Source organism: Dyadobacter psychrotolerans, assembly GCF_004349265.1.
In the GTDB taxonomy this organism is placed as follows: Bacteria; Bacteroidota; Bacteroidia; order Cytophagales; family Spirosomataceae; genus Dyadobacter; species Dyadobacter psychrotolerans.
This window is the reverse complement of record NZ_SMFL01000003.1, coordinates 210,970-230,408: the sequence shown is the minus strand read 5'-3', so window position 1 is coordinate 230,408 and position 19,439 is coordinate 210,970. Positions and strand designations below refer to the sequence as shown.

At 41.4% G+C, this 19,439-nt stretch carries 19 protein-coding genes; 13 read left to right on the top strand and 6 right to left on the bottom strand.

Features of this window, described 5'->3' with window-relative positions; genetic code table 11:
• Positions 1–4 precede the first annotated feature (4 nt).
• The 10 genes from E0F88_RS08745 to E0F88_RS08705 all read left to right on the top strand — a co-directional run bounded on the left by E0F88_RS08745 (position 5) and on the right by E0F88_RS08705 (position 10,220).
• A complete protein-coding gene (locus E0F88_RS08745; protein ID WP_131957861.1) occupies positions 5–685 on the top strand; it encodes a diacylglycerol/polyprenol kinase family protein in 681 nt (226 codons plus the stop codon).
• On the top strand, positions 682–1,692 hold the full coding sequence (locus E0F88_RS08740; protein WP_131957860.1) for a hypothetical protein: 1,011 nt from the start codon (positions 682–684) through the stop codon (positions 1,690–1,692). The genes E0F88_RS08745 and E0F88_RS08740 overlap by 4 nt, the downstream gene beginning before the upstream one ends.
• Positions 1,673–2,275, top strand: coding sequence for an SRPBCC family protein (locus E0F88_RS08735; RefSeq protein ID WP_165940022.1), 603 nt, complete (start codon positions 1,673–1,675; stop codon positions 2,273–2,275). The genes E0F88_RS08740 and E0F88_RS08735 overlap by 20 nt, the downstream gene beginning before the upstream one ends.
• Positions 2,268–3,806, top strand: a complete 1,539-nt coding sequence (locus E0F88_RS08730) for an AMP-binding protein (protein WP_131957858.1) — start codon at positions 2,268–2,270, stop codon at positions 3,804–3,806. The genes E0F88_RS08735 and E0F88_RS08730 overlap by 8 nt, the downstream gene beginning before the upstream one ends.
• Before the next feature lie 147 nt (positions 3,807–3,953).
• Complete coding sequence (gene gnd / locus E0F88_RS08725; RefSeq protein WP_131957857.1) at positions 3,954–5,369, top strand: NADP-dependent phosphogluconate dehydrogenase; 1,416 nt, start codon at positions 3,954–3,956, stop codon at positions 5,367–5,369.
• 11 nt (positions 5,370–5,380) lie between these two features.
• Positions 5,381–6,889, top strand: a complete 1,509-nt coding sequence (gene zwf, locus E0F88_RS08720; RefSeq protein WP_131957856.1) for a glucose-6-phosphate dehydrogenase — start codon at positions 5,381–5,383, stop codon at positions 6,887–6,889.
• A 6-nt stretch (positions 6,890–6,895) separates the two neighbouring features.
• A complete protein-coding gene (gene pgl, locus E0F88_RS08715; protein WP_131957855.1) occupies positions 6,896–7,621 on the top strand; it encodes a 6-phosphogluconolactonase in 726 nt (241 codons plus the stop codon).
• A gap of 112 nt (positions 7,622–7,733) precedes the next feature.
• Positions 7,734–9,089 (top strand): sigma-54-dependent transcriptional regulator, encoded by a 1,356-nt coding sequence (locus E0F88_RS08710; protein WP_131957854.1) that lies wholly within the window; start codon positions 7,734–7,736, stop codon positions 9,087–9,089.
• A 118-nt stretch (positions 9,090–9,207) separates the two neighbouring features.
• A complete protein-coding gene (locus E0F88_RS33640; RefSeq protein ID WP_165940021.1) occupies positions 9,208–9,384 on the top strand; it encodes a hypothetical protein in 177 nt (58 codons plus the stop codon).
• Between the two features lie 5 nt (positions 9,385–9,389).
• Complete coding sequence (locus E0F88_RS08705) at positions 9,390–10,220, top strand: SPFH domain-containing protein (RefSeq protein WP_131957853.1); 831 nt, start codon at positions 9,390–9,392, stop codon at positions 10,218–10,220.
• Between the two features lie 80 nt (positions 10,221–10,300).
• On the opposite strand, the gene corA is transcribed toward E0F88_RS08705, so the two are convergent.
• A complete protein-coding gene (gene corA, locus E0F88_RS08700; protein WP_131957852.1) occupies positions 10,301–11,425 on the bottom strand; it encodes a magnesium/cobalt transporter CorA in 1,125 nt (374 codons plus the stop codon).
• A gap of 8 nt (positions 11,426–11,433) precedes the next feature.
• Positions 11,434–12,285, bottom strand: coding sequence for a universal stress protein (locus E0F88_RS08695; RefSeq protein ID WP_131957851.1), 852 nt, complete (start codon positions 12,283–12,285; stop codon positions 11,434–11,436).
• Positions 12,286–12,671: 386 nt separating this feature from the next.
• Between E0F88_RS08695 and E0F88_RS08690 the strand changes: the two genes are divergently transcribed.
• Positions 12,672–14,072, top strand: a complete 1,401-nt coding sequence (locus E0F88_RS08690; RefSeq protein WP_131957850.1) for a dicarboxylate/amino acid:cation symporter — start codon at positions 12,672–12,674, stop codon at positions 14,070–14,072.
• Positions 14,073–14,114: 42 nt separating this feature from the next.
• On the top strand, positions 14,115–14,468 hold the full coding sequence (locus tag E0F88_RS08685; RefSeq protein ID WP_131957849.1) for an ArsC family reductase: 354 nt from the start codon (positions 14,115–14,117) through the stop codon (positions 14,466–14,468).
• Positions 14,469–14,535: 67 nt separating this feature from the next.
• Here the strand turns inward: E0F88_RS08685 and E0F88_RS08680 are convergent, their stop codons facing one another.
• Entirely contained in the window at positions 14,536–15,183 is a 648-nt protein-coding gene (locus E0F88_RS08680) for a hypothetical protein (RefSeq protein WP_131957848.1), read from the bottom strand.
• A gap of 53 nt (positions 15,184–15,236) precedes the next feature.
• Positions 15,237–16,475 carry a THUMP-like domain-containing protein gene (locus E0F88_RS08675; RefSeq protein WP_131957847.1) on the bottom strand — a complete coding sequence of 413 codons (1,239 nt, stop codon included), beginning with the start codon at positions 16,473–16,475 and terminating at the stop codon, positions 15,237–15,239.
• 246 nt (positions 16,476–16,721) lie between these two features.
• Here E0F88_RS08675 and acs point away from each other — a divergent pair, with 246 nt between their 5' ends.
• Positions 16,722–18,611, top strand: a complete 1,890-nt coding sequence (gene acs, locus E0F88_RS08670; protein WP_131957846.1) for an acetate--CoA ligase — start codon at positions 16,722–16,724, stop codon at positions 18,609–18,611.
• 98 nt (positions 18,612–18,709) lie between these two features.
• Here the strand turns inward: acs and E0F88_RS34520 are convergent, their stop codons facing one another.
• Positions 18,710–18,859, bottom strand: a complete 150-nt coding sequence (locus tag E0F88_RS34520) for a FeoB-associated Cys-rich membrane protein (RefSeq protein ID WP_131957845.1) — start codon at positions 18,857–18,859, stop codon at positions 18,710–18,712.
• A 17-nt stretch (positions 18,860–18,876) separates the two neighbouring features.
• Positions 18,877–19,413 (bottom strand): YfiT family bacillithiol transferase, encoded by a 537-nt coding sequence (locus E0F88_RS08660; protein WP_131957844.1) that lies wholly within the window; start codon positions 19,411–19,413, stop codon positions 18,877–18,879.
• Positions 19,414–19,439: the final 26 nt, after the last annotated feature.

The following is a 19,439-nucleotide window of genomic DNA, read 5'->3' as shown; positions in this document are numbered from 1 at the left end:
AACAATGACTTCAGTGAAACAGGAAATTGTACTTCCTTTACTTCTTGCAGGCTGTTTTCTTTTACTGTTTGGATTCGCCGAATTCCTTTATCACAAAAAGGAAGTTAAGGCTGAATGGACAAGAAAAATCGTACATGTTGGTACCGGGATCATCACACTTCTATTCCCTGTTTTACTACATAGCCATTGGCAGGTGCTGTTTTTATGCGGAAGTTTTCTTATAATATTACTGGCTAGCCTGCGATTTAAAATGCTGCCTTCTATCAATAACATAGGTCGTTTTTCGTATGGAAGTATCCTTTATCCGATTGTTGTTTATGGAGTTTACCTGGTTTATGCCCGTACCGAAAAAGGCCTGATCATGTTTTACCTTCCTATTCTTATTCTGGCAATTTGCGATCCTGTGGCAGCACTGACGGGTAGACGTTACCCCTTCGGAATTTATTTTATCGGGGAAAATAAGAAAACCATTTCCGGCTCTCTGGCCTTTTTCATGGTTTGTATGCTGATCACCTTGGGAACGTTTTATACCATGCCTTGGGCCGCATTGGAAATCGATAGCTTCATTTTGCTTGCTGTTTTAATTTCAGCAGTTGCCACTGTTTCGGAAGCAATAGGCATCAAGGGAACGGATAATTTAACCATTCCGGCAAGTGTGGCATTTGTCCTGAATCTGATAATATGATGGAAATAATTCAAACCAATCCGGGACAATCGAATTTCCGGCACTTTATTGATTTACCTAAGAGTATTTACAATAAAGATGATATTAGTTTCAAAAGTCAGGAAGCCATTCCGGAAGAGTTTTTAACCTGTTGCTATTTGCTTTTTGACAATGGGAAACCAGTAGCCAGGGCAAGCATTTATGACAATCCGTTACTTCAATACAATCATCAACATGTATTGACAATTGGCAATTATGAGTGCATGGATAATCCGCTCTATGCCGCAGAAATATTATCTCATATCCAATCAGAAGCAAGGACACTGAATGCGCCAGATTTGATCGGCCCTATGAATGGCAGCACCTGGGAAAATTACCGGTTTGGAGTCAGTAATGAAAATCCGCTTTTTTTTACAGAACAACTGCATCCTTTTTTTTACAACGATCATTTTATGGATGCCGGCTTTGAACCAATTGCCCATTATTTCAGCAACATCGACAAAAGTTTTAAATTTGATAAGCCCGAAATTCTGAAACGGGAAGAGGAATTTCATAGAGAAGGAGTTGTCATCCGCCCCATTGATCTTTTCCGTTTTGAAGATGAAATCGCCCGGATCTATGATTTTAATACAGTTGCTTTTAGGACCAATTTCTTTTATACCCCAATCACAAAAGACGCCTTTATTGCAAAATATATTCATACAAAAAAGTACATCGATCCTGAGTTCACTCTTTTAGCAGAAGATAAAAGTCAAAATGTGATCGGGTACTATTTTTGCGTCAATGATTTTTTTAATACCAAAAAGAAGTCGTTGATTGTTAAAACACTAGCAAGACATCCCGATCCAAAATGGAGCGGATTGGGTCACGTTATCGGGAACATCATATATAGAAAAGCGGCTGCTCTGGGATATAGTAGCGCTATTCATCCGTTCATCTATCAGCGTGGTACCTCCACCCGGTTATCTGAGAATTTTTCCGGTGTCAATTACAAAAACTATGTATTGTATGGGAAACAAATTATCTAAATGGCTGTTTTTGGCTTTGATATTGACCTTTACGGTTGTGACAGCAATTGTCGCTTTTAGCCCGTACAAAAGTTCTCCCGGTTTCTCCTATAAACTGTTACAGCATTCGGTTGAGATAGAGGCGCCGGTTGATACTGTTTTTAAGTTTTTAGGCAAGTCGGCAAATGCATCGCATTGGTCTGTATTTGTTGATCACATCATTCCCTTAAATGCCGGTAAGATTTCTGACGGAGCTGTTGGTTCGAGAAGGAGGTGCTTTTGCAATGAAGATGAAACCGGTAAGCAATGGGACGAACTGATCACGGTAGTGATTCCCGGTAAAAAACGGCAGTTGGCAATTTACAATTTGAAAGAATTTCCCATGTCGGCAGAGAATCTCGCAACAGAACAGATTTATGAAAAACAAAACAATAAGAAGTGTCGTGTTACTTTCACTGTCTTTTTTGTCGGGAGGTCGGGGGTAACCGACAATTTTAAAATGTATCTCGCTGCTTATGAGATCACAAGGATATTTTCAAAAAATATGGAAAACATCAAAAGGATTGTAGAAAACAGCCAGACATCAGGTATTCATCATGGGTAGCCAATTCAATATTGTTGATCTTTTTTATCAAACATCCCTGCGAATACCAAAAAAAACAGCGCTGATCTACCGTGCTAAAAAGATAACGTTTGATAGTTTTTCAGAATCGGTAACGAAAACTGCATTGTATTTTCTGAAAAAGGGAATCCAGAAAGGAGACCGGGTAATGGTGTTCGTACCCATGAGTGATCATTTATACCGGATTGTTCTTGCGCTTTTCAGAATCGGAGCGGTGGCGGTATTTTTGGATGAATGGGTGAATGTAAAAAGATTAAACGAATGCTGTAAACTTGCAGATTGCAAGGCTTTTATTGGCACGCCCAAAGGCACAATCTTAGCCTGGTTTGTACCGGGATTACGAAAGATACCACTGCATTTTGGCTTACACTACGATAAAAAAGCCCGGGCAATCAAATTTCCTGAAACCAGCAAAAACGACATTGCGCTGATCACTTTTACGACCGGAAGTACAGGAATACCAAAAGCTGCAATAAGAACACATGAACTTCTTTTTGAACAATTTCAAGCCCTCATTCCGCTGATCAAACCAGGAGAAAATGATATTTCCATGCCGGTTCTGCCAATTGTTTTACTTCTTAATCTGGGTGCCGGTGTAACTTCGGTTATAGCAGATTATATAAGCAGCAAACCTTCTTCGCTAAACCCAGAAAAAATTTTCAGTCAGATTAGCAAATACGGTGTAAATACAATTATCGCATCACCTTCTTTCGTGAAAGAACTGGCTCAGTATTTGCTGAACAATCAATCAGAACTTCACGGAATTGATAAAATATTCACAGGCGGCGCCCCTGTTTTCCCATCAGAGGCAAACATTTACCAAAGGGCGTTTCCTGAAACGGACATCCGAATCGTGTTTGGGTCTACGGAAGCGGAGCCAATCAGTTCAGTTGAAGTCGAAGAGCTTATTACGAAAATCAATAATTTATGGTTTCAGGGCCTGTTTGTTGGTAAACCAGAGAAATGTACAACGGTAAAAATCATCGGGATTACAGATGAAAATATTTCAGTTTCCTCTTTAACCGATTTGGAAAACCTTGAAGTGAAAGCGGGAGAAACCGGAGAAATTATCGTTTCCGGGAAACATGTTTTAAGTAAATATCTAAATAATCCTGCGGCCTTAAACCGGAATAAAATTTTTGTTGAAAAACAATGCTGGCACCGCACCGGGGACAGCGGATATCTGGATACAGAGGGTAGTTTGTTTCTGACCGGAAGATGTAATTCGCTAATTGAAACAGGTGGCAAAAACATTTCTAGCTTCGTTTATGAAAATCATTTTCAGACAATAAATGGGGTGGAAGCAGGAACCGTGATGATTTGGAAAAATAAGGTTACCGCAGTGATTGAACTTTCAGATTTCAGCCTTAAAGACAGCGTGAAAAGCGCAATACAGCTGACACTGGATACATTGGAGGACATAATTTTTGTGGATAAAATGCCAAGAGATCCGAGACACAACTCTAAAATTGATTATGAAAAACTGAAAGTATTGGTGCAAAAGCTACAATAACCTGCTTTACAATCTCTGTAGCGGGGTTTTTTTGTTTCCAAATGTCATCTCCACTGCTTTAATTTTGCATTAAAACAGTTGTTTAAGCGTATATTCCTTTCGAAAAATCCTAATATTGTAGCTTCTTATATTATAGAGCTATAATTTATGTCTAATAACTTATTCGATTTTGGAATGATCGGACTCGGGGTGATGGGTAGAAACCTGTTACTCAATGTGGCTGATCATGGCTTTTCTGTTATCGGTTTTGATAAAGACGAGGCTAAAAACGCTGCTTTGGAAGCGGCTGCTACGGCTGGTACTACTGTAAAAGGTGTGCCTGATCTTGAAGATATGGTAAGGCAGTTACAGACGCCAAGAAAACTGATGATGCTTGTTCCGGCGGGTCAGCCGGTTGATGACGTTATTGCTTCGCTTCTGCCTTTGCTTGAAAAGGGTGACGTTGTTATTGATGGCGGTAATTCTCATTATACAGACACGCTTCGCCGTGTAGAATATCTGAAAGAAACAGGTATTAACTTTATGGGTATGGGTGTTTCCGGCGGTGAGCAGGGGGCACGTACAGGTCCAAGCATGATGCCCGGTGGAAATGAGGAAGCTTATGCACATATAAAACCGATATTGGAATCCATTGCTGCCAAAGTGGGCGGTGTCCCATGTGTTGATTATCTGGGAAAAGGTGGCGCTGGCCATTATGTAAAAATGGTTCACAATGGTATTGAATACGCCATTATGCAACTGATCAGTGAATCCTATGCTTTGTTAAAGCGCGGAGGGCTTAGCAATCAGCAACTACATGAAACTTTTAAAAGTTGGAATGAAGGCTTACTTCAATCATTTCTGGTTGAAATTACAGCTGATATTTTCCTGCAAAAAGATGATAAAACAGACGCCCACCTCGTTGACGTAATTTCAGATAAAGCAGGCTCAAAAGGCACTGGTAAATGGACTTCGCAGGATTCTATGGAATTGCCTGTTGCGGTTCCTGTAATTGATACGGCTGTGGCGATGAGAACTTTGTCGGGTTATAAAGATGAACGTGTTCAGGCAGCGGCTATTTATGATGAGTTAATATCAGATCTTTCAGTTTCGCAGGAAGAATTGGTTAAAATGGTGCATGACGCATTGTTTTTTGCAACAATCCTAAGTTACGCACAAGGACTGGCCATGTTATTCCAGGCTTCAAAAGATCTTAAAATGGACATTCCGTTGCCTAAGGTTGTAAGTGTTTGGAGAGGCGGCTGTATTATCCGTTCTACCTTATTGGAAACATTTTCAAAAGCATACAACGAAAACCCGGAATTGTCTAACATTCTGTTGAACGAAGATGTGGCTGCACTCGTTAAATCTGTGGAAAGCGGTATGCGTTCTGTGGTTTCGCTAGCCGCTGAGGCGGGTGTTCCTGCTGCAGGTTTTATGTCAGCATTGTCTTACTTTGATGCCTTCCGTACCGAACGGATGCCTACCAATTTAATTCAGGCGCAGCGTGATTATTTTGGAGCGCATACTTATCAGCGTACCGACATCCCAGGTACTTTTCATACAGAGTGGGGTCAAAATTAAATTGAAATTTTATGCAAATTAATAAACGTCCGCCAGCATCTTTGCTCTTTATTTTTGGAGGAAGCGGGGACTTGAATTACAGAAAACTTACGCCTGCTTTATATAATTTGTTTTTGGATAACTGGATGCCTGAGCAATTTGAAATTGCCGGTATCGGGCGCAGTCCTTATACAGATGAAGCATATCACGCTCATTTGCTGGATGGCGTTACCAAATTCTCCCGTCGCAAAGGCAAGCAAAATGGTCACTGGACTGAGTTTACCCAGCACGTCACCTACCTTCAGATGGACGGCGATAATGCGGAAGCTTATCATTTGATTACTGATCTGGTAAAAGAAAAGGAAGCGGAATGGGGAGTTCATCCGAATGTGATTTTTTATCTGGCAGTTGCTCCGCAACTCGTGCCATCCATTGCTCAGAAACTAGGTGCACTTAAAATTTGCTCTGATAAAAGCAGCACACGTATTGTTGTTGAAAAACCATTTGGCCATGACCTGCAAAGTGCGCATGAGTTGAATGAACTGCTTGCCGGTATGTTTACCGAAGAGCAGATTTTCCGTATCGATCATTACCTGGGTAAAGAAACGGTTCAGAATATTCTGGCCTTACGATTCGCCAACGCACTGTTTGAGCCTCTGTGGAACCGTCATTATATTGATCATGTACAGATTACCGCTGCTGAAAGTGTTGGTCTGGAAGGAAGGGGCGGTTATTTTGAACGTTCCGGTGCACTTCGGGATATGGTACAGAATCACATTCTGCAAATTATGTGTATGGTTGCCATGGAACCGCCGGTTTCTTTTGATGCCAATGAGATCAGAAATAAAAAAGTGGATGTGCTCAATGCAATCCGTAAAATAACGAAAGATCAGGTACACGATTTTGCTGTTCGAGGACAGTATTCCAGCGGGTGGAAAAAAGGCGAAAAGGTGGTTGGTTACCGTGAAGAAGAAGGTGTTGATCCAAATTCTAAGATAGACACTTTTGCGGCGGCCAAATTCTACATCGATAACTGGCGATGGGAAGGTGTTCCTTTTTACGTACGTACAGGAAAATACCTGAACCAAAAGGATACTCATATCACCATTCAGTTCAAGCCGGCTCCTCAATACGCATTCCCGGCGGAAGCTGCGGAAACATGGCGTTCAAACAGGCTTACGATCAGTATTCAGCCAAACATGGATATCAGCATCAGGTTCCAGGCAAAACGTCCGGGGCAAACGATGAATCTGGATCCTGTTGACATGACTTTTGATTATGATGCAGTAGCCGGTGAACATCTTCCGGAAGCATACGAAACGCTCCTTTTGGACGTGATGGAAGGTGATGCAACGCTCTTTATGCGTGGTGATCAGGTTGATGCAGCATGGAAAGTAATCATGCCGATCCTGGAAACCTGGGAAAACAGACAGCCTGTTGACTTTCCAAATTATTCACCTGACTCGTGGGGACCTGATGAAGCTGATGCGCTGATCGCCCGCGACGGACGTACGTGGATCAATTTGCCAACGCAGAACTGACAAAAAATGGAAATTCATATAGCAGCTGATGCCAGACAGGTAAGCGAAGAACTTGCTTCCTGGATTACCAATTGCATTCAGGAAGTATTAAAGTCTCAGGAGCGTTTTACCTTTGTTCTTTCAGGAGGAAGCACGCCGAAAAGATTGTATGACCTGCTGGCCGCCTCTCCTTATAAAGAAGAGATACCATGGGAAAAACTACATTTTTTCTGGGGTGACGAACGCGCTGTTCCCTTTGAAGACGACCGTAATAACGCAAAAATGTGTTATGATGAATTGCTGAACAAGGTGCCGGTGATTGCTGAAAATATCCATGTGATGCGGACCGATATTGAACCCGAAGAAGCTGTGGTTGAATATGAAAAGGTACTGAAACAGTATTTCGGAGATTCGGAAACCACTTTCGACTTTGTACTGCTCGGAATGGGAGATGATGGGCATACCTTATCACTATTTCCGGGAACCGATGTTATTCATGAAACAAAAGGTTGGGTGAACACATTTTTTCTTGCAGCACAGGATATGTTCAGGATCACTTTAACGGCTCCAGTTGTTAATGCAGCAAAATATGTGGCATTTATGGCAGTTGGTTCAGGCAAAGCAGAGACTTTAAAAAGTGTTTTGGGAGGCGAAAAAAACCTTGACAAATTCCCTTCGCAGATTATTGAACCGGTAAACGGAGAACTTCACTGGTTTGTTGACGAAGCGGCGGCAGCTCTTTTAGAGAAATAACCTGAATAGATACAAAAAATGGGGTTCCTGAAATGTTCGGGTGCCCCATTTTTTTGTTTATCATTGCAGCTTCTTGTCAAAGTAAATTAATACTGTTAATTCTGACTGAATATTGAAAACAATACTGGTAATTGATGACGAGGAAAAGCTAAGATCCTTACTTGCAAGAATTATTCGTGCTGAGGGTTTTAAGGTTTTGGAAGCGGCAGACTGCAAGTCGGGATTAAAAACGCTTGAACAAAACGAGGTAGATACCGTGCTGTGCGACGTGAAATTGCCTGATGGCAATGGGATCGATATGGTTTCAAAAATAAAGGCTTTGCAGCCACTTACTGAAGTAATTCTGCTGACCGCATACGGAAATATAGCAGATGGTGTTCAGGCTATGAAAAACGGTGCTTTTGATTACATTGTAAAGGGCGACGATAACGACAAGATTATACCGCTTCTTCACCGCGCGCTCGAAAAAGTTTCTTTACAGCAAAGGGTAATTCAGCTTGAAAAACGCGTAGAGGATAAATACTCGTTTCAAACAGTTTTAGGTAAATCCAAACCCATCCAGGATGCCGTTTTGCTTGCTCAAAAAGTAGCTCCTACAAATGCTGCGGTATTGCTGACGGGTGAAACAGGCACAGGCAAGGAAGTATTTGCTCAGGCAATTCATCAGGCGAGCACACGCTCTGCTAAAAATTTTGTTGCACTGAATTGCAGCACCTTTGGCCGTGAGATTCTGGAAAGTGAGCTGTTCGGTTACAAACAAGGCGCTTTTACCGGAGCATTAAAAGACAAAAAAGGGCAGATAGAAGAAGCAAACGGAGGAACGCTCTTCCTGGATGAAATTGGTGAAATGCCACTGGAACTTCAGGCAAAATTACTCCGGGTTTTAGAAACTAATGAATTTATAAAACTGGGAGATACCAAACCAACCCGTTCTGATTTTAGGTTAATTGCCGCTACTAACCGTGAACTTAAAACTGAAAGTGAAGAAAAACGCTTTCGTTCGGATCTGTATTTCCGGCTAAATGTTTTTCAGATAAAATTACCTGCATTACGTGAAAGAATTAAGGATGTAGAAGTATTAACCAACCATTTTATTCAACACTTTTCGGTAAAAACAAACAGGAAATTTAATCCCGTGTCTTCGGGAATTCTGGACAAATTTGAAGATTATAGCTGGCCTGGAAATATCCGGGAGCTAAAAAATGTCATCGAAAGAGCTGTAATTATCAGCAATGGTTTTGATCTGTCCTTAGATAGTTTGCCATTCGAAATTCAGGAAGCACAGCCGGCGCAAAAAGCTGGTCAGCTTTCTGCATTTTCAATGCAAAGTGTGGAAAAGCTTCATATTCAAAAGGTGTTAAATTATACCAAAGGTAATAAAGCGGAGACGGCAAGATTGCTCGAAATCGGAATTGCCACGCTGTACCGGAAGATTGATGAGTATGAAATTCAGTTAAATGTAAATTAATCGTTTTACATTCCTGTATCTGCAGGGCCGGTTCGACAAGTCCGGCAACCATCTGTAAATATTTGATTCTTCATTCGCGTTCAGGTTTGTTACTTTGCTTCATAAACCTGAAACAAACATGATACATATCCTGAAAATAATTGCCATCATCATCGCGATTACCTATTCCCTGAAGCTGGTGAATTCTCAGTCGGACCTTCTTGTATTCGGCGGACTCGCCGTAATTGGCTGTGCTTTGTATTTCTTTTTTAATGAATTAAACGAAATTTTAAACCTAATTAAATCTAAACTATGATCGGCATGAGAAGAAATTTTATTATTGGAATAGTTGCTTTTGTTGGGGCTATATTTTTGCTTTTAATACAGCCATTTTCTTTTGAAAATATCGATGCTGGTAACGTTGGTATCAAAATTAATCTTTACGGTTCCGAAAAAGGGGTTGACAACATAACTCTTGTAACCGGGCGCGTCTGGTACAACAGCTGGACAACGAAGATCATCGAATTTCCAACCTTTACCCAGAGTGTAGATTACGATTCTTTTGTGATCACCACCCAGGACGCTGCTGAGTTTAAAGTGGATCCAAAGCTGAATTACCACATCAATCCCGATAAGGTACCGCAGATTTATCGCCAGTACCGCCGGCCCTTGGCTGAAATACAGCAGGGTTTTATGAAAAATACAATTTATGATGCTTATCGTATTGCGGCCAACTCATTTACTTCGGACAGCGTAATGTCAAATAGAGAAGTTTTTGAAAACCGTGTTCAGAACATCCTGACGCAGACATTGGGTAAGGACGGATTTATATATGACCAGCTGACTTCCGCAATCACGCCCCCTCCTTCGCTTCGCCAGATGATAGATGAAAAAAATACATCCATCCAGGCAAGGTTAAAGGCTGAAAACATGGCCAAACAAGCGGAGGCAGAAGCCAAGGTGTTGGTGGCCAAAGCGCAGGGTCAGGCACAGGCTACATTGATCAAGGCACGTGCAGAGGCAGAAGCGAACCAGTTGCGGCAGAAAACAATTACTCCACTGTTAATTCAGCAGGAATGGGTTGCGAAATGGAACGGAGTATTGCCTACGACCAATGCCGGCGGAGCCAGTTTAATGCTTGGGATTAAATAGAGAAAGAAGTTGAAGAAGTTAAGTAGCCAGGTGAAGCATTTTTGTTGTAACCTGCCTTTTTTTATATCTGATAATAGATTTTAAAACCACCTTTTCCATCGGAAATAAATGACCATTCCTAAGGTTACAATCCCCATTAAGCTCCAGGTGTAATAATAACCGTTATGCCAACGGAGTTCTGGCATGTTATCAAAGTTCATTCCATAAACACCCACTATGAAAGTCAACGGCATGAAAATCGCCGAGAAAATGGTCAGGGTTTTCATGACAGAATTCATTCGGTTACTGATTGTGGAAAGATGAACATCTGTAAGGCTGGCAAGTAATTCCCGGTATGAATCAACCGTGTCGACTACCTGCATAACATGATCGTAGAGATCCCGGTAATAAGGGATTGTTTTTCGGCCAACAAGCGGATTGTCTTCACGTATCAGCTGGTTAATAATATCCCGCAACGGCCAGATAATCCTTCTAACCAAAGTCAATTCACGCTTCAATGCGTAAAGGTCTGCGAGTGATAAGTGTTTTGCTCCGCGAATTACCTGGTCTTCCACCAGGTCCAGCTTATCTTCCAGTTTTTCAAGAATTACAAAGTAGTTATCCACCACCACGTCCATAAGGGCGAACAACAGATAGTCCGGTCCGTTCTTTCTTGTTTTTCCGATAGAGGCTTTCAGGCGATTAAGAACCGGAGTGAAAATGTCGCCGGTAAGTTCTTCCTGAAAAGAAATCACATAGTTTGATCCCAAAACAAAACTGACATGCTCTGCAGAAATTTCCAGAGGAGTATCGCTCTCTATATGCAGCATTTTTAGGGTCAGAAACAAATGTCCCGAGTCATAAACTTCTAGCTTTGGCTTGTGTTCTGTATTCACTACATCTTCCAACAAAAGAGGATGCAGTTGATATATTCCCCCTAATTTTTCAATTAAACCTGTTTCATGAATCCCATCCACATCCAGCCAGGTGATCTCCCCATTAGAAGACGGCAGACAATCACCCAATGATTTTACGGGACTTTCCGTAAAGGTTTTATCATTGAACTGTACCTTTTTAATACTGGTTTTTAGCTCAATTTCCGGGCCGATGTATACAAGCGTTCCCGGAGAGGTAAGCAGATTATGGCGCTTATAACGCTTTCGCTTAGATTCCTTTTTTGAAGAATCGGTAGTGTTTACAGAGTCGTTGGTGTCAGTGGTATGCAAGGCAGTAATTACTTGAGATGAAATACGAGCAGCGGAACGTGTGTATCGATGACCAGTCTTTTTGTTAAACTCGGATTGATTAAAAATTCTTCGATGAAGGATCTTTCGCGTGAAGACATGATTAACAAATCAGCTTTAACTTCATCACAGTATGCTTCGATTCCATCCAGAACATGCTTGGCCGTGCGTATTTCAATATCCTGATCGGTAATAGAAAATATTTCTTTGATTTCAGAAATGTACTGATTGTCCGGCTGAATATCGGGCTGAGTATCAGCATGCACTTTTAATAATTTCAATTTACTGCCAAGACGATTCATCAGTACATATACTTCCTTTAAAATGTCACTTTCATCATATTCAAATTGCGTGGCGTAAACGACGTTTTTGAATTTATCAGGATTGCTTTGTGGGGGTATAATCATCACTGGACAGGGCGAATTCAATGCAATTTTGGTTGCTGAGCTGCCAATTAGTTTATCAAGAAAACCTCCCGTTCCGGTTCTCCCCATCACAACCAGATCAGGATTATATTCTTTAATCGCATCTTCGACAGAGGATTGAATACCGCCAACTGCCCAAATTGCTTCTGCCTTATATCCTTCATCTGATAATGTATCAGCATAATGACTTAAACGCTGACGGAATTCGTCTTCCAATTCGGTAGTCATGGAAAGAAAATCCGGCGAACCTATTCCCGGAAGCACATTTCCGGGTGTCACGTTCACATCAGCAATGTATGGCTGATAGGCGTGTAAGATCAAAAGTTGTGTTGATTCCTTGTCTGCTATTATCTTTGCGGCACTTAGAGCACGGTCAGCATTTTCAGAAAAATCTATTGGAATTAATATACGATTCATTCTTGCAGGTAGTTAAAATGGAGAGAAAATTAAAAGCAGTAATTTAAAACTATTTCTATCAAAATTGATGGGCAATCCTGAAAAGTAACGATAAATTAACGTTTGCTGAATCCGGTCAAATACTATGCCAACAGTAGCTTACAGGCGTTACCTACTTGATTTAAACATTGGAAAACACCTGGCACGGTAAAATTTTTTCCTAAGCCCGAAACAGTTTATTATTTTACAAATTGATTAAAGAATAATACAAACATTAAATCATTTCGTGCAAAACATTGCAATAGTTTTGATTTTTATCCTAAATGCTTACAGGTAGACAACAATCCTTAAATTGATTTTTTATAAGTTTACCATTACAAACCGATACCTCATTTCAAACACCGTGTATGAAGAGCAAAATTACCATTGTTAATATCGTCCTTATCACCATTGCAGCAGTCGCTTCTTTACTTCATGCCTATAATGTTGTATCGATTTCAACCGATGTTTTAATCATTCTGCGTTGGCTTGCGCTTACCGGGCTGATTATTTACGCTTTCATCAAGAAGAATTTAACTACCTCTATTTTAATCTCCATGCTCGTAGGTACGGAGATCGGATATGATTTTCCGGAAATAGGTACCAGTCTGCACTTTTTACGGCAGATTTTCCTGCAAATGATTAAAACGGTTATTGCTCCGTTGTTGTTTGCTACGCTTGTAACAGGTATTGCCGGGCACTCGGATCTGAAACAAGTTGGTAGAATGGGGTGGAAATCACTACTTTATTTTGAAGTGGTAACCACATTTGCACTTGTTATCGGCCTTGTTTTCGCAAACTGGTTTAAGCCGGGGGAAGGAATTATTCCACCGGCTTCTTTGAATGCAGCCTTACCGGAAGTAAAAAGCCAGACCTGGCAGGACATTGTTTTGCACTCTTTTCCTGAAAACATGGCAAAATCGATCTATCATGGGGAGGTTTTGCAAATCGTTGTATTCAGTGTTCTTTTTGGAATTGCTCTCGCCTTGCTGCCGGCAGTAAAAAAGGAGAAATTTGTGGCTGGGGTTGAGTTACTGGCTGAGGTGATGTTTAAATTTACCAAGATCATCATGCTTTTTGCACCTATTGGTGTGGGAGCAGCCATTGCTGAAACAGTAGGGCACATGGGAATTGACGTTCTGAAAAACCTGGCAATGCTTTTGGCAACACTATACTGCGCGCTGATCGTATTTGTCCTGTTGGTATTTGTGCCAATTGCTTTGATTGCCAGAATTCCAGTAATCAAACTTGCCAAGAATATTTTTGAACCTCTTTCTATTGCCTTTGCAACCACCAGTTCGGAAGCCGCTTTGCCGAAGGCGATGGAAAAAATGGAGAAATTTGGCGTTCCGAGGCAGATTGTCGCATTTGTAATGCCAACCGGGTACAGTTTTAATCTTGATGGTTCTACACTTTATCTGGCGCTCGCTACGGTTTTTGTAGCACAGGCAACAGGAACAGAAATGTCTGTCGGGCAGCAAATTACCATGGTATTTTTATTGATGTTAACCAGTAAAGGTGTTGCGGGAATTCCAAGAGCTACGCTTGTGATTCTGTTAGGAGCCATTGCGAACTTCGGTATGCCTGAATGGCCTGTACTTTTAATTATGGGTATTGACGAGCTTATGGACATGGCCCGGACAACCGTAAACGTTGCAGGAAACTGTCTGGCAACTGCTGTGGTAGCCCGCTGGGAAGGGGAACTGGATGACGAAAAAATGCAAAATTCAGACAAAATGATTGAAGAGCCGGTTGTTGCAGAAGTTTAATAAAAAATTACCCGGGAAAAGCCCAATTGATTTATTGATTTTATGTTTACCATATACGGAATACCTAATTGTAACACAGTAAAAAAAGCGCGTACCTGGCTTGAACAAAACGAAATAGAATACACCTTTCACGATTATAAAAAGAAAGGAATTACAGCAGAGAAGCTGCAAAGCTGGTTTCCTGACTATTCGTGGGATAAGCTGGTGAATAAAGCCGGAACAACCTGGAAGGGACTAACAGATGAAGAAAAATCAGCTGTAACTGATGAAAAAAGTGCTATTAATTTGATGACCGAAAAAACATCGGTGATTAAGCGCCCGATGATTGAAGATGAGTCCGGCAAGGCAGTCGCTTTGGGTTTTTCAGAAATTGAGTACGAGAAAATATTCCTGTAGGTATAAAAACAAAAAGTCCCCTGTATAGAATATAGTTCTTTTCAAGGGATTTTTTATTTTTAAAACGCTATTTCAAGCCCGGAACTTTTGTTTTTGCAGCTTCCAAAGCTTTTTGTTTGTTTTGAAGATCAAGAAGCGAAGTTTGTGAATCGGCTTTGCCTTTTTCAACTTCACTGCGTAATTCATTCAGTTTCTTTTCTGTTTTCTCGATTTCCTTTGTTTTGTCTTCGATGTCACGCTGTAACTTTTGGTGACTTTTTTCTGCTACCGAAAATACATCATCTGCCAATCTTACTTCCTCGCGCGCCGCAGCGTAATTTGAAAAATCCTTCAAAACTGTTTCAGCAGCTTTATAACCGCTGTCGCTGCCATTGGTAATGTAGCTTCCGTCAACATTCAGGGATAGAAATACCCTTGAAGCTGTTTTACTGACCGAACCAACCAGGCTTGTAACCTGCACCGGATTCGGCGAAACAGCCGGTATGGAAGCCTTATCAATTGTGTTGGTACCTTTTTTACCCTTTACTTTTCCAAATTTTTCAAGATAACTTTCCCAGTAAGTTATTAAGTGTTTTTCAGGAATGCTTTGACTTAATGTGAGCCCCGAAACTTCTTTTTTATCAATTGTTTCTTTTCCCTGGTATACACTTTGGGCAGATGCAGAAGCAATACTCATAACAATGACAAAGAGGATGGAAGTTGTTCTGAATATCATGATAGTTTTTGTGTAAAATGTTTGTGATAATCAGTTTATATTGTTGATTATTTTCAAGTTGACATTGTGGAGCTGACTCTCCTTGTAACAACTACCACTTTTTTGTGGTCGTAAAGCGTTGTTGCAAAAAGATAAAAATCGCCGCCTTCTTTAAGACGCCATTTTTTTCGTAAGTCATGAATTTTAGCAGGAAAATTTCGCAAAGTCAGATTTGCCTTACTTTCACCGGTTAATTTTTGTATTTCTCCGCCATCAGGTTTACAAAAGCCAACAATTTCAAATGTTCTTCCGGGAAAGTTTGAAACATGGTTTTCAGAAGTGTAGAGGTGGCTGCTTGGCGCCAGTTTGGTTACATCGAACAGGGTTCCTAAAATCCTGAATGCTCCTGCTTTAAGCACTGCCGCGTGTGGCTCGTACAGATATTTTACCGGATAAGTATAGCCAATGACGGATGCCTGTTCCATTGAACGATCAAAATCCAGAGCTTGTTCCACACCACCAAGCGCATTGAGAATACGGATTTTTAGCTCAAATTTTTCGTCTTCATGATCTCGATTTATGTGAAACAACAATTCTTTACATTCCTGATCATAACCTGTAATATGAACCGATTTTACATTTTTCAATTCTTTTACTGCCAGATCAATATCGAGTAAAGGGGACGTTTTTAGCAAAATATCCGGAGCAGCATTTTGTAATAATTCAAGATGAGACACAATGTCGGGTGTACAATCCGACAGCCTCACAACTTTGTCTTTGTTATCACCCCGCCTGGCAGGATCGGCATAAATCCAGTCGGCGGTAATGTTGTTATTTTGAAAGGCAAGAAGCGAATTTTCATTCCGAACCCTGATATTATCTGATTTTAAAACGTCGTAATTGTAGGCGGCTGTTTGAGCAACCTCATCCTGCTGCTCAAAATAAGTTGCGCTCCGGAAATTTCGGCTCATGTAAAAACAATCAACTCCCATACCTCCCGTAATATCGACAAGCTCATTTCCGGACACTACCGACGCCTTGTAACGCGCCGTTGCTTCGGAAGAACTTTGCTCAACCGAAAGGGCAGGAGGGAAAATCAATCGTTCATTTGCAGACCATTCCGGAAGTTTTTTTAATGCCTTTTGTCTGGCCAAAATCTGTCCGGCCAATTTTTTTACATCAACACCTTTGAACTGTGCAGATTTCAGAATAAGCTGGTTTACATCATCATGAAAATGCTGGCGTATAAAGTCAAGTTCAGTTTCGGTGAAACCAATCTCTGGTATTTTGTGCTCGGCGGAATTTTCGGTCATTGTATTGAGATCTTCATCCGAAAGTACAGATTTTTCTATCACCAATAGGCAGAGCACGGTATCATGCATTAGAAAAATTATAGAAGTTGTCTTCGTTCTGTTTGGTTATCAGGGTCTTCTGCTAAAACGGGCATAAACTTCGGTAGAAAGCTGCCGGATTCTCTATTGTTTTAAGTAGGACGAACCAAATGAAAATTATAAATTGTCGGCTAATATCCTATTTCCCTAAGTTAACCTGTATTTATCATGAGAATTAAGACCTTTGAAGAGTATCAGACCGCCTACAAACAAAGTGTAGACGATCCCGAAGGTTTCTGGGCAGAAGTTGCTCAACAATTTAAATGGCGTAAACCGTGGAAAAAAGTTCTAAGCTGGGACTTTAATGAAGCTACCACCAAATGGTATGAAGGTGGTGAAATGAATATCACTGAAAACGCGTTAGACCGCCATCTTGAAGAAAAGGGCAACCAGATTGCTATAATCTGGGAACCTAATGATCCTGGTGATGAAGCGGTAAGAATTACTTATAGTGTGCTTCATGACCGCGTTTGCCGTTTTGCCAATGTCCTTAAAAAACATGGAGTTAAAAAAGGTGACCGGGTTTGTATATACCTGCCAATGGTTCCGGAACTTACGGTTGCCGTTCTCGCCTGCGCAAGAATCGGGGCCGTTCATTCAGTTGTATTTGGCGGATTCTCAGCAAAGTCAATAGCGGACAGAATTAACGATTCAGCCTGTACAATGGTGATCACTTCCGACGGTGCTTATCGCGGAAATAAAGTTATCCCAATGAAAGAAACCGTTGATAATGCACTTGACCTGTGTTCGACGGTGAAAAATGTAATCGTAATGACCCGGACAAGAACTCCGGTTTCCATGCTTAAAGGCAGGGATCTTTGGTGGGAAGAAGAAGTGAAACATGTCGATTCGGTTTGTCCGGCCGAACCGATGGATGCCGAGGATACTCTATTTATTTTATATACTTCTGGTTCAACCGGTAAACCAAAAGGCGTTGTTCATACCTGTGGCGGTTATATGATTTTCGCTACTTATACCTTTGCTAATGTATTCCAGTATGAGCCAGGCGAAATCCACTTTTGCACAGCGGACATTGGCTGGATAACCGGGCATAGTTACATTGTATACGGTCCGCTATGTTATGGTGCAACTTCGGTTATTTTCGAAGGTGTTCCTACCTTCCCGGATGCAGGACGTTTATGGCAGATCGTTGAAAAACATAAAGTTAACATCCTGTACACCGCTCCGACAGCCATCCGTTCGCTGATGAGCTTTGGGCTGCAATATGTAAAGGATCATGATTTATCCTCTCTGACTAAACTGGGTTCCGTAGGCGAACCAATTAATGAGGAGGCATGGCAGTGGTTTAAACAAAATATTGGCGGAAGTCACTGTCCGCTGGTAGATACCTGGTGGCAAACCGAAACCGGCGGAATTATGATTTCTCCCCTGGCCGGAATCACACCAGAAAAACCAACTTATGCGACCTTACCATTACCAGGAATTCAGCCGGTTCTGGTAGATGAAAGCGGAAACGTGATAGAAGGAAATGATGTGAGCGGAAACCTTTGTATCAAATTCCCCTGGCCGGGAATTATCAGAACCACTTATGGTGATCATGAGCGCTGCAAACAAACTTATTTCTCTACCTATCCGGGAATGTATTTCACCGGAGATGGCTGTCTTCGCGATGAAGACGGGTATTACCGGATTACGGGCAGGGTTGATGACGTCCTAAACGTTTCAGGACACAGAATTGGCACCGCCGAAGTTGAAAATGCTATTAACATGCATTTGGGCGTAGTAGAATCTGCCGTGGTCGGTTATCCTCACGATATTAAAGGACAGGGGATTTATGCTTTCATTATTACAGATACCAAGCCGGATGACGCGGAAATGTTCCGGAAAGATATTTCTGCCACAGTTGCCAGAATTATCGGGCCTATTGCGAAACCGGATAAAATTCAGTTTGTATCGGGGTTGCCCAAAACCCGTTCGGGGAAGATCATGCGAAGAATTTTACGTAAAATTTCGGAGCACGATATGAATAATCTTGGAGATACCTCAACGCTGCTGGATCCTGCTGTAGTTGAAGAAATTAAAAGAGGGGCTTTGTAAACACAAACGCTCAGTTATCGATTAATAATATTCCATGTTCAGAATCAGTTCCTGACTGAACATGGAATATTAAACATTGATAACTGAGCATTTTAGTTTTATACACTCATTTCCTTATCTGCTGCACAGCCACATCCTTTGGCGCAGCCTCCGCCTTTACGGCTATCGAATGACTTCCACATGCGCCGTCCCATAAATCCCGCAGCGGCGAGAAAGAGTATAAAGACGATGATCTGTTGTATTTCCATAGTCGGTTAACAGTTTGTTATTGCCAATTGTTCCTTGCCGCAAGCTGGTAAGCGTGCTGATAATGATGTTCGCTATGCCAGGCATAATTGGCTATAATGGTATCTAATCTGGAAATCTGGCCGCTTGCCGGGTGGTAATATGTTCTTGCCAAATCGGTTTCATTCATTGAATTTAAAAGCAAAACCCAGCGAAGATGTACGTAACGGATCAGTTGCAGGGAAAGCTCAACCTGTGCTGCTTTGGCATCAGGCAGTTCTGCCCAGGCTGCTTCATCATAAGGTTTGATTGTAGGATTATCTTCGGTCATTGCCAGACGGCATCTGGTGTAGGCGTTAATGTGGCTATCCGCAACATGGTGTATGAGCTGCCGCACGGTCCAGCCATCCGGACGGTAAGGTGTATTAAATCTGTCATCTTCCCAACCTCCAAGCAGATTGATAAATTTGGATGGCAAAGCACTGATGATCTGAATATTCGTTTTAACCTCGGCAGGAGTATAAGTTTCCTGTGGAGTAAAATGACCTATCGGGTAACGAAGTTGTTCAAGTTCCATGGTGAATTATAATTAGACTGATGATG

What these genes read in the sequence shown, in the direction of transcription:
- E0F88_RS08745 (WP_131957861.1), top strand. Translation starts at nt 5, where the DNA reads ATGACTTCAGTGAAACAGGAAATTGTACTTCCTTTACTTCTTGCAGGC.
- E0F88_RS08740 (WP_131957860.1), top strand. Translation starts at nt 682, where the DNA reads ATGATGGAAATAATTCAAACCAATCCGGGACAATCGAATTTCCGGCAC.
- E0F88_RS08735 (WP_165940022.1), top strand. Translation starts at nt 1,673, where the DNA reads ATGGGAAACAAATTATCTAAATGGCTGTTTTTGGCTTTGATATTGACC.
- E0F88_RS08730 (WP_131957858.1), top strand. Translation starts at nt 2,268, where the DNA reads ATGGGTAGCCAATTCAATATTGTTGATCTTTTTTATCAAACATCCCTG.
- gnd (WP_131957857.1), top strand. Translation starts at nt 3,954, where the DNA reads ATGTCTAATAACTTATTCGATTTTGGAATGATCGGACTCGGGGTGATG.
- zwf (WP_131957856.1), top strand. Translation starts at nt 5,381, where the DNA reads ATGCAAATTAATAAACGTCCGCCAGCATCTTTGCTCTTTATTTTTGGA.
- pgl (WP_131957855.1), top strand. Translation starts at nt 6,896, where the DNA reads ATGGAAATTCATATAGCAGCTGATGCCAGACAGGTAAGCGAAGAACTT.
- E0F88_RS33640 (WP_165940021.1), top strand. Translation starts at nt 9,208, where the DNA reads ATGATACATATCCTGAAAATAATTGCCATCATCATCGCGATTACCTAT.
- E0F88_RS08705 (WP_131957853.1), top strand. Translation starts at nt 9,390, where the DNA reads ATGAGAAGAAATTTTATTATTGGAATAGTTGCTTTTGTTGGGGCTATA.
- E0F88_RS08695 (WP_131957851.1), bottom strand. Translation starts at nt 12,285, where the DNA reads ATGAATCGTATATTAATTCCAATAGATTTTTCTGAAAATGCTGACCGT.
- E0F88_RS08690 (WP_131957850.1), top strand. Translation starts at nt 12,672, where the DNA reads ATGAAGAGCAAAATTACCATTGTTAATATCGTCCTTATCACCATTGCA.
- E0F88_RS08685 (WP_131957849.1), top strand. Translation starts at nt 14,115, where the DNA reads ATGTTTACCATATACGGAATACCTAATTGTAACACAGTAAAAAAAGCG.
- E0F88_RS08680 (WP_131957848.1), bottom strand. Translation starts at nt 15,183, where the DNA reads ATGATATTCAGAACAACTTCCATCCTCTTTGTCATTGTTATGAGTATT.
- E0F88_RS08675 (WP_131957847.1), bottom strand. Translation starts at nt 16,475, where the DNA reads ATGACCGAAAATTCCGCCGAGCACAAAATACCAGAGATTGGTTTCACC.
- acs (WP_131957846.1), top strand. Translation starts at nt 16,722, where the DNA reads ATGAGAATTAAGACCTTTGAAGAGTATCAGACCGCCTACAAACAAAGT.
- E0F88_RS34520 (WP_131957845.1), bottom strand. Translation starts at nt 18,859, where the DNA reads ATGGAAATACAACAGATCATCGTCTTTATACTCTTTCTCGCCGCTGCG.
- E0F88_RS08660 (WP_131957844.1), bottom strand. Translation starts at nt 19,413, where the DNA reads ATGGAACTTGAACAACTTCGTTACCCGATAGGTCATTTTACTCCACAG.